The organism is Psychrobacillus antarcticus, from assembly GCF_029533155.1.
Lineage (GTDB): Bacteria > Bacillota > Bacilli > Bacillales_A > Planococcaceae > Psychrobacillus > Psychrobacillus antarcticus.
Map to the genome: position 1 here is coordinate 123,276 of NZ_JAIZDB010000009.1, position 8,452 is coordinate 131,727.

At 33.3% G+C, this 8,452-nt stretch carries 9 protein-coding genes and 1 pseudogene; 6 read left to right on the forward strand and 4 right to left on the reverse strand.

Annotation, left to right across the window (positions count from 1 at the left end):
- Position 1: 1 nt before the first annotated feature.
- The 6 genes from LDK52_RS07040 (at position 2) to LDK52_RS07065 (ending at position 4,921) form a co-directional block, all read left to right on the forward strand.
- Positions 2–529: a hypothetical protein gene (locus tag LDK52_RS07040; protein ID WP_277585243.1), complete on the forward strand. Its 528-nt coding sequence runs from the start codon at positions 2–4 to the stop codon at positions 527–529.
- Positions 530–594: 65 nt separating this feature from the next.
- Complete coding sequence (locus LDK52_RS07045) at positions 595–1,266, forward strand: response regulator transcription factor (RefSeq protein WP_277585244.1); 672 nt, start codon at positions 595–597, stop codon at positions 1,264–1,266.
- Positions 1,266–2,648, forward strand: coding sequence for a sensor histidine kinase (locus LDK52_RS07050; RefSeq protein ID WP_277585245.1), 1,383 nt, complete (start codon positions 1,266–1,268; stop codon positions 2,646–2,648). Before LDK52_RS07045 ends, LDK52_RS07050 begins: the two co-directional genes overlap by 1 nt.
- Before the next feature lie 109 nt (positions 2,649–2,757).
- Positions 2,758–3,426: a phosphatase PAP2 family protein gene (locus LDK52_RS07055; RefSeq protein WP_277585246.1), complete on the forward strand. Its 669-nt coding sequence runs from the start codon at positions 2,758–2,760 to the stop codon at positions 3,424–3,426.
- 230 nt (positions 3,427–3,656) lie between these two features.
- Positions 3,657–4,271 (forward strand): DedA family protein, encoded by a 615-nt coding sequence (locus tag LDK52_RS07060; protein ID WP_277585247.1) that lies wholly within the window; start codon positions 3,657–3,659, stop codon positions 4,269–4,271.
- Positions 4,272–4,729: 458 nt separating this feature from the next.
- Positions 4,730–4,921, forward strand: coding sequence for a hypothetical protein (locus tag LDK52_RS07065; RefSeq protein WP_277585248.1), 192 nt, complete (start codon positions 4,730–4,732; stop codon positions 4,919–4,921).
- An 85-nt stretch (positions 4,922–5,006) separates the two neighbouring features.
- Here the strand turns inward: LDK52_RS07065 and LDK52_RS07070 are convergent, their stop codons facing one another.
- The 4 genes and pseudogenes from LDK52_RS07070 to LDK52_RS07085 form a co-directional block, all read right to left on the reverse strand.
- Positions 5,007–5,459, reverse strand: a complete 453-nt coding sequence (locus LDK52_RS07070) for a CBO0543 family protein (protein ID WP_277585249.1) — start codon at positions 5,457–5,459, stop codon at positions 5,007–5,009.
- 188 nt (positions 5,460–5,647) lie between these two features.
- Complete coding sequence (locus LDK52_RS07075; RefSeq protein ID WP_277585250.1) at positions 5,648–5,809, reverse strand: hypothetical protein; 162 nt, start codon at positions 5,807–5,809, stop codon at positions 5,648–5,650.
- A 766-nt stretch (positions 5,810–6,575) separates the two neighbouring features.
- On the reverse strand, positions 6,576–6,899 hold the full coding sequence (locus LDK52_RS07080; RefSeq protein WP_277585251.1) for a hypothetical protein: 324 nt from the start codon (positions 6,897–6,899) through the stop codon (positions 6,576–6,578).
- Between the two features lie 465 nt (positions 6,900–7,364).
- A pseudogene (locus LDK52_RS07085) lies at positions 7,365–8,309 on the reverse strand (IS110 family RNA-guided transposase); the annotation flags it as partial.
- Positions 8,310–8,452 lie beyond the last annotated feature (143 nt).

Genomic DNA, 8,452 nt, shown 5'->3' on the forward strand with positions numbered 1-8,452 from the left:
GATGAAAAAAGTATGGATTACTTTTGCTTTTCTCTTCACCTTTCAGATGATGACGCAAACAAGTGGGGTTGCATTTGCACAAGATACGTTAGATATTAAGATCCTCTCTCCTGATGCAGTGGAGAACTACCCGGGTCTTGAAACGAGTGTGCAAGCTGAAATCACCAATTTATCAAACACAGAGCTGAAAAATGCAATGGCTTATATTACGATGGCAGATATCGGAAAACATATGACCGTAAATTTGGAGGACTATGGTGCAGATGTACCTATTTTACTCGATACATTAAAGCCACAGCAATCTGTAAAAGTTGAATTACCAATTCGTTTTGTGTATACAAGTCAATATAAATTGTATGTAACTGTAAGTAGTGACGACGATCAACAAATCCATTCAAGTGCGTCAATACCTGTGCATATTTTAGGAAATACACAAATTAATCCACTTTTTGTACAAATAGTATCGATTGCAATGCCAGTGATTTTACTCCTATTACTATTTTTCGTTACAAGAAGAAAAAAACAATAAAGAAATTTGTCTGTCCTACCATTGTTCGATAACATGGAGATAATTAATTCGTGGGAGGGTTCGCGTTGAAAAAAGTATTAATCATTGAAGACGAAGAAAGCATTACAGAATTTCTAGAGTTAGAACTAAAACACGAGGGCTTCGATGTGACGGTTTTCCATGATGGTAGAGATGGATTAGAAGCAGCGCTAAATAACCATTTTGATCTTATTCTTTTAGATTTAATGCTGCCCCATTTAAATGGCATAGAGATTTGCAGAAGAATTCGAGTAGTAAAAGAAACACCGATTATTATGCTTACAGCTAGGGATAGTGTGATGGATCGTGTCATGGGCTTAGATGTTGGGGCAGACGATTATATGTCAAAGCCTTTTTCCATAGAAGAACTCTTGGCAAGGATGCGTGTAATTTTTAGAAGAAATGAACGACATGAAGAAAACATCGTGAAACATTTAATATTCAAAGAAATTGAAGTAGACACTATATCACGAACTGTTAAGAAAGGGGAAGAAGAGATTCCTTTAACCAAAAGAGAGTATGAACTCCTCTTAATGTTTTTACAAAATGTGAACCGAGTTCTCTCTAGGGAATTGATTCTTGAGAAAATTTGGGGATATGAGACAGAAGTAGAGACGAATGTGGTCGACGTATATGTACGATATTTGCGAAACAAGATAAATAAAGAAAACGACAACTATATCCACTCTGTCCGTGGAATTGGTTATGTGATGAAATGATGAAAAAGTTAAAGTTAAAATCGAAAATTGTTATATGGGCGACTGTGCTTATGATTGGTTTGTTTGTTTCTTATAATATATTGCAATATTTTGTGATGAACAGCTGGATGATTCATTATGAAGAGCAATCCATTGAAAAGAAAATGACTACTATTCAAAACTATTATTCCAATGAAAAACTATCTGTACAATTCATTAAGGAAAATGAATCGTTTATCAATTCGATTAACGAGAAATCGGAGACGATTCGCGTCTTAGATAAAGAAGGAAAAAGTGTTGTGGCAGTAAGTGAAGAAGAATTATTGCATGTACCTTCCCAATTAGTTCAAAGTGAACAATTTGAGCTAGTCAAATCAGGCGATGACCGTTTGCTTGTATATCGTGAACCATTAGTGGATATGAATTACGTAGGAACAATTGAAATCGTAAGAAATATGGAGATTTTCGATGGACTATTAGAACAATTTAGCCTTGTTATGTTCTTAACAGGAATTGGTGCAGTATTTTTGAGTTTAGTGGGAGCACTATTTCTTTCTAAACAAATAGTTAGACCAATACAAGCTATTTCTCATTCCCTTACTAGAATCAAAAAATTTGGTTTAGAAGAAAGAGTCAAAGTTCCACCTGCACAAGATGAAATCTCTGAATTAGCGATTCATTTTAATGAATTAATGGATCAATTAGAAACTTCTTTCAATCAACAAAAACAATTTGTAGAAGATGCTTCTCATGAATTGAGAACCCCTTTATCCGTATTAAATGGAAACTTAATGATGTTGAACAGATGGGGGAAAGATGACCCGGAAGTGTTAAATAAATCATTAGCTTCTTCTTTGAAAGAAGTGAATCGCATGGACAAATTAGTGAAGGATTTATTAGAATTATCCAGACTCGATTCCGAAAAAACATTAGATGTCATTATTCCATTGATGGATCCAAAACAAATTATTCAAAAAGTCGTAAATGATTTTCAAGTTACGCATCCGGAGGCTGAATTTTCTCTTCAATTATTTGAAGGGACTCTACTTGCGGTTACAGAGGGACATTTGGAACAATTGCTTACGATATTAATCGATAATGCTATAAAATATTCAAATGATGATAAAAGAATAAAAATATATTTTAAGAACCGAGAATTGATTGTTCAAGATTTTGGAATCGGAATTCTGGAAGAAGATATTCCACATGTTACAAATCGATTTTATCGAGTGGAAAAATCGCGCAATCGGAAAAAGGGCGGGTATGGAATCGGATTATCTATTGCATTAAAGTTAATGGAGACATACAAGGGGAGTTTAGTGATTGAAAGTCAGTTAGGCAAAGGTACTTCTGTAAAACTTGTATTCCCAAAAGTAAAAAACAAAAACAATGAAATGAACTAATGAAATTATAAAATCACACCTTGCTTTGTTTTATCCATATTTGCAGAGTTTTCATTGGACAAAAAAGATAAAAATCTTCTAAGAACAGATGAAGGCAGGAGTTTTCAGCATGAGATTAACTGGGTATTTATTGAGAGCTTTTATCATTGGTTTAGTTTCACTTATCGGTTTTAGTTGTATGGCTATTTTAATTAGAAGGCATAAAATAGTTCAATTTGATCAATACGTGATTTCCTTTATACAAGGTTTTGAATCACCAACTATAACCTCAATAATGAAATTTTTTACGTACGTTGGATCGTTTAATATTGTGTTTGGTATTTTTGTTATAGTAGCTTTTTTTCTTTATTTTGTATTAAAACATCGATCAGAACTCTTATTGTTTGTTACGGTTGTTATTGGAACACCCATCATAAATCAGATCTTAAAACAATTCTTTCATCGAGTGAGACCAGATTTACATCGATTGATTGAAATAGGAGGATATAGCTTTCCTAGTGGACATGCGATGAATGCTCTTGCAGTTTATGGAATTCTTTCATTTCTGTTATGGCGTCATATTCCTTCACGTTTAGGGCGCACTACTTTGATAATAATTAGTACTATAATGGTTCTCATGATTGGTACCAGTCGGATTTATCTTGGTGTGCACTATCCGAGCGATATTATCAGTGGTTATTTTGCCAGTGGCTTTTGGCTTGCAACGGCTATTTGGTTTTACCAGAGATATAAAGAGAAGCGATATGCAAGAAAGCTTTCTTCTGAGGACAATGGGTAAATTGAATATGGGGATAACTAATTGTATTTTTTAACTAGTAAAAGTAGATTGAAGCTTTTTAAAGGGTCGATAAAAATATTCGTTAGAATCAGCTCTTCTAATGGCATTCGACTGAATGATTTAGCCTTAAATTTTTGTGTGGATTTTTTAAAATTTAAAGTTATTATTTGAACTTTTTATTTAAAGTTATGTGTTACAAGCAAAGTTTAGAATTTTTGAGGAGAATAAAAATGGAAAATTGGATAACCGAAGTGATGAATGCCTATGGATATTTAGGGATATTTCTTTTGATTGCATTAGAAAATATTTTCCCACCAATACCATCCGAGGTCATTTTAACCTTAGGAGGTTTTATGACGACAACAACCCATATGACAATCTTTTGGGTAATTGTTGTTTCAACGATTGGTTCAGTCGTGGGGGCCGTCATTCTATATTGGATTGGTTTACAACTTAATGTCGAACGACTAGAAAAAATTGTTGACAGATGGGGTCATATTTTACGAATTACTCCAAAAGATATTCGAAAGTCAAATGATTGGTTTCATAAATTCGGAGTTTGGACAGTTTTCTTTGGTAGACTTGTCCCATTAATTAGAAGTTTAATTTCCATACCAGCCGGCATGTCCCGTATGAATATGGGAATATTTTTATTGTTGACGACAATTGGTTCCTTAATTTGGAATACGATATTGGTTTGTGTTGGTGCAGCAGTAGGAGCTTCTTGGAATAAAATTGTGGGGTATATGGATATCTATTCAAATGTTGTATATGCCATTTTAGCTGTACTCATAGTAGTATTTATTGCTTTATATATCAAAAAGAAAAGATCAGAAAATGTTTAAAAGAGTTATTATCGTAGAAAAATTAGTAAGTTTGTCTACAAATTTATGACACACCTTTTTGGAGAGCATAATAATATGGATAAAATTTATCAGAATTTATTCAATTAGAGTTAAACATGAAGGCTATGAGATTTTAACTTCCTTTAATGGAAGAGATGGGTTCGATGTAAAGGGCAGATAATTTGAACAATGGCAAATGTTTTTTATTAAAAATCAACTGGTGAGGTGGAGATTATCATTAGACAAATTAAGGTTATTTTAATGGTTATATCTATTTTTTCATATCTGCTTGCAGTGAACAGGGTAATATAGACCATTTCTCTTCTAAAGAAGAAACTTTGGAACATTTCGTTCAGAATGAAAATATTAAAGGGAATATTGATTTAATTACAACAACAAAAGATGAAAACTAATTAGTAATACAGTCAAGTGGAAATACATATTTTGTCGGAGAATTAGTGGAAGACAAGGAAGGATCCTACGCTAAGAGAATATCAGACAATGTTGAAATGACAATAGGTGCAAGCTGGGAACTAAATACAATGGATAAGAATGAATACGATATCTCCCTCGTAGAAGGACATACGATAAATAAAAATACCTTAGCTTTAACAAGTGCGATAAAGGAAGTCGAAACGTTGAAAGATTAAATCAACTCACGGGTGCTTTAGCAGAACAAGACCATCAATATGATGATCTTGTTTTTATTAAAGCACCCGTTCATGAAGGTGGAGTCTATTTTAGTACATTTAATTTTATTAAATATTTGTAATACCCATACACAAAAAAATAAGGGAATAAATAAGAGAAAAATGTAAGATAGATATTCCAACCATGTCCGTAAATTACCCTTCCGAAATAAACAAATATCAGTTCTAAAAAAGTGGTGAACAAGGTCATTAAAAAGACAATAAAATAAGGTTTTTTAATCTTTCTAATGAAAAAGATCAAGTAACTTGCTAAGATTGGAAAAATTCCTAAATCAAAAGGTAGTGAAGCTAAATTTTTTTGAGTAGGAAAAGGTATTACTTCCCAAAAACCAAAATAAAAACCAAAGGTATTTATTGTATAGGCAACAACACAAAAAAAAGGAGCAACCAAAAGTAGTAACAATTTCTCTTTTTTGTAAAGGTGTATTATACAGATAGTCCACGGAACAACAAACCCCAAAACAATATTTAAAATCATTATTATTTTACCTTTCGTTTTAATTTATGCGTAGAGTCAGGGTATGCGATTTCCTACCCATAATATAAATATATAAATAATACTTTTTTCTAAACTGCTGCTTTAATTCAATAAGAAAACCATTACTCCTTCTACTCGACTAGAAGAACAAGTGGCTGCTGGGCTAAATATTCCCACTAAGGCCAAGATTATAAGTTATCAAGGAGTTTGAAATTAAAATTAATATTCGAAAGTAATAATGCCTCTTTTAATAGGTCTATATCTATAAGAATTTGTTCTTTTATTAGTAAATCGGGACATTTGTTATAGTCTTCAACTAAACGGTTAAGTTCATGAACCACCATTTCCATAGGTACTATCTCCTTTAGTTTAGTTCTTTTTTCATATTATGAACTAAAACAGAGTGTTTTAATATAGTTTTTTAAAATAACGGACATAGTCCGAACATAATTTGGAATAAAAGAGAAGGAGCTAACTTCAACTCCCATGAAAATTAAAAAACCCTCAAAATCCATAAAATTGCATAACAAAAGAGACTCAGAAAAAGCTTTTTTTAAAAAAGGCTGAGCCTTTAGAGTGTTTATATTAAATTGAAAGTTAAATCAGGATTCAACTCCATTCTTCTTATAATAAAGGCGGCTGGTGCAGTAACCAGAGTAGGATTAATCTCCCATGAGTGCTACTCGTATAGAGTGCGACAGTCTGTGATGCACCGTGGTCGTTGGAGTCAGACTAACGGATGGGCTCTATGGCACCATAGTTCATCGACCTTCTTCGCCAGCCATACCAATCATATACCCGTTCTGTAACAATTTTCATCCTCTGTGGTGCAGCTTTTTTTGCTGCATGGATGGCTAACGGGACAGGTTAGTTGAAGAAGGATTGATTGTTAAAGGATATTAATTATAAGGAGACAAATATGAAAAAAAGGATTCCTCCAAGATCTAAAAGAAATTGAGAGAGACATTGTGTTTATTCAGGTTCATGTAGAGCCAAATTAATTATTATAAATGAAAGTATTACATAATATTTCCTCCACTTTTCTCGTTGAAGCCAGAAATTTAAAAAAGGATTCCTTGAACGGCGTGAACCGTCACGGGATCCTCCTATTCCTTTTTATCTAGGAAAACCGGGAAACATTTGATTTCCAAAACCGGGAAACATTTGGTTTTCGAAACCGGGAAACATTTGGTTTCCAAAACCTGGAAACATTTGGTTTTCGAAACCGGGAAATCTTTCGTTTTCAAAACGAGGAAACCTTTCGTTTTCAAAACGGGGAAACCTTTCGTTTTCAAAACGAGGAAATCTTTCGTTTTCAAAACGGGGAAACCTTTCGTTTTCAAAACGGGGAAACCTTTCGTTTTCAAAACGAGGAAAAAATTGGGGTCTAAAACCCGGAAACATTTGATGTCCTACATTAAAATGCATTGGATTTAACATTTTTTACCTCCCTTCTTAGGGTTATAAGTATAGGATATGTTTAATTAATGAAGAGGCTTAGACTAAGACACATATTTGAGATCTTTGCATGTAACGAGTTTGGATTGTTTCGCAAATAGCCACCTATACAACTACTCTCCAATTGGCCTCTAGAACCAAGTATTCATTACCATGTCTGTTGTTATGTAAACTCAAAATGTATGCGATTTCGATTGTAGTTGAAAATTTTTCCTGAACTAAGGGGAAGCATTTCTATAATAAATAAAACTAAAGAAGATATGCATATAGAAGAAATGAATATTAAGATTGTGAATTAATACACTTAAACTAAACCAGCTAATAGTTTGTCAATATTTTTCACTAAAAAAATTATTAACCTCATGATATACTAAAAAAATACATGCCAAATAACCTTCCTCTAAATCACTTTTGGAAGGTTTTGGTGAATTAATATAAATACAGTTTCTATGCTATATCCTGGAAAGTAGTTCTGTTTTTTAGTAAGGCATAAATCCAGTGTAAGAGCTTATTTACACAGGCAATAATGGCTACCCTAAAGGGTTTTCCTTCTTCTCGTTTCTTGTCGTAAAACTCTCTCAGTCTTTTATTTCGAGGAATGATTTCATCCGTTGTCTTCTTTTTTCGGGCATCTCGAATACCACTTTGAATAGCCATATACAGGGCGTGACGCAGTCTACTGGAACCCCGTTTGGTAATTCTGTTAATGGATGCAGTAAATTTACCCGAAGAATAAACACTAGGATCGACTCCTGCGAATGCAACGAGTTTTTTGGCGGCGTCAAACCGATCTATCTCTCCAATCTCCGAAATAATCGTTGCAGCGATTTTTTCTCCGATTCCGGGGATAGATTGGAGTATTTTATATTCTTCTATCTCTTTTGCGATTGAATCTATTTCATTTGCTAGCTTTGACAGATGCTCTTGATATTGCAGAACAATATTTATTAACATCTCCAGATTAAAAATATGGCTTTGGTACTGGTTATGTTGAAACGGGTTTCGAAGAGCGGCCTCTCTTAATTTCTGTGCTCTTTCATTTGCCCATTTCTCAGAACGACTGTTACAGAGGGAAGATATCTTCTCGGTCAATTCTTTTTCATCGACACTTAATACGCTTTCGGATGTTGGAAATGCGAGTAAGGTAAGTAATGATACCTTAGAGTAGAGACTTCCAAATACACCTCTAAATTCAGGGAATACCTGATCTATTAAGGAATGTAGCTGTAACTTGGTTTTAGCTGCCATTTCCGCAATACTTTCTTGTTGTCTTGTTAAATTACGAAGGTTTAATAGTTGTATTCCTCTCTTTTTATATGGTTCTAATTCTTCTTTATAATAAAGTTCACAAAGATGATAAGCATCGATCGCATCCGTTTTTACCTTATACAAATGTTAATTTAAATATGTACAAAGTTGCTTGAATAAATATGGACAAAAATGATCACTTCTTTATAATAATTTTGAGGTGATTAAGATGTACATATCGTTAAATGTTGAAATGGATTTTGAAGTTAAAGGTCTAGACGACCTTC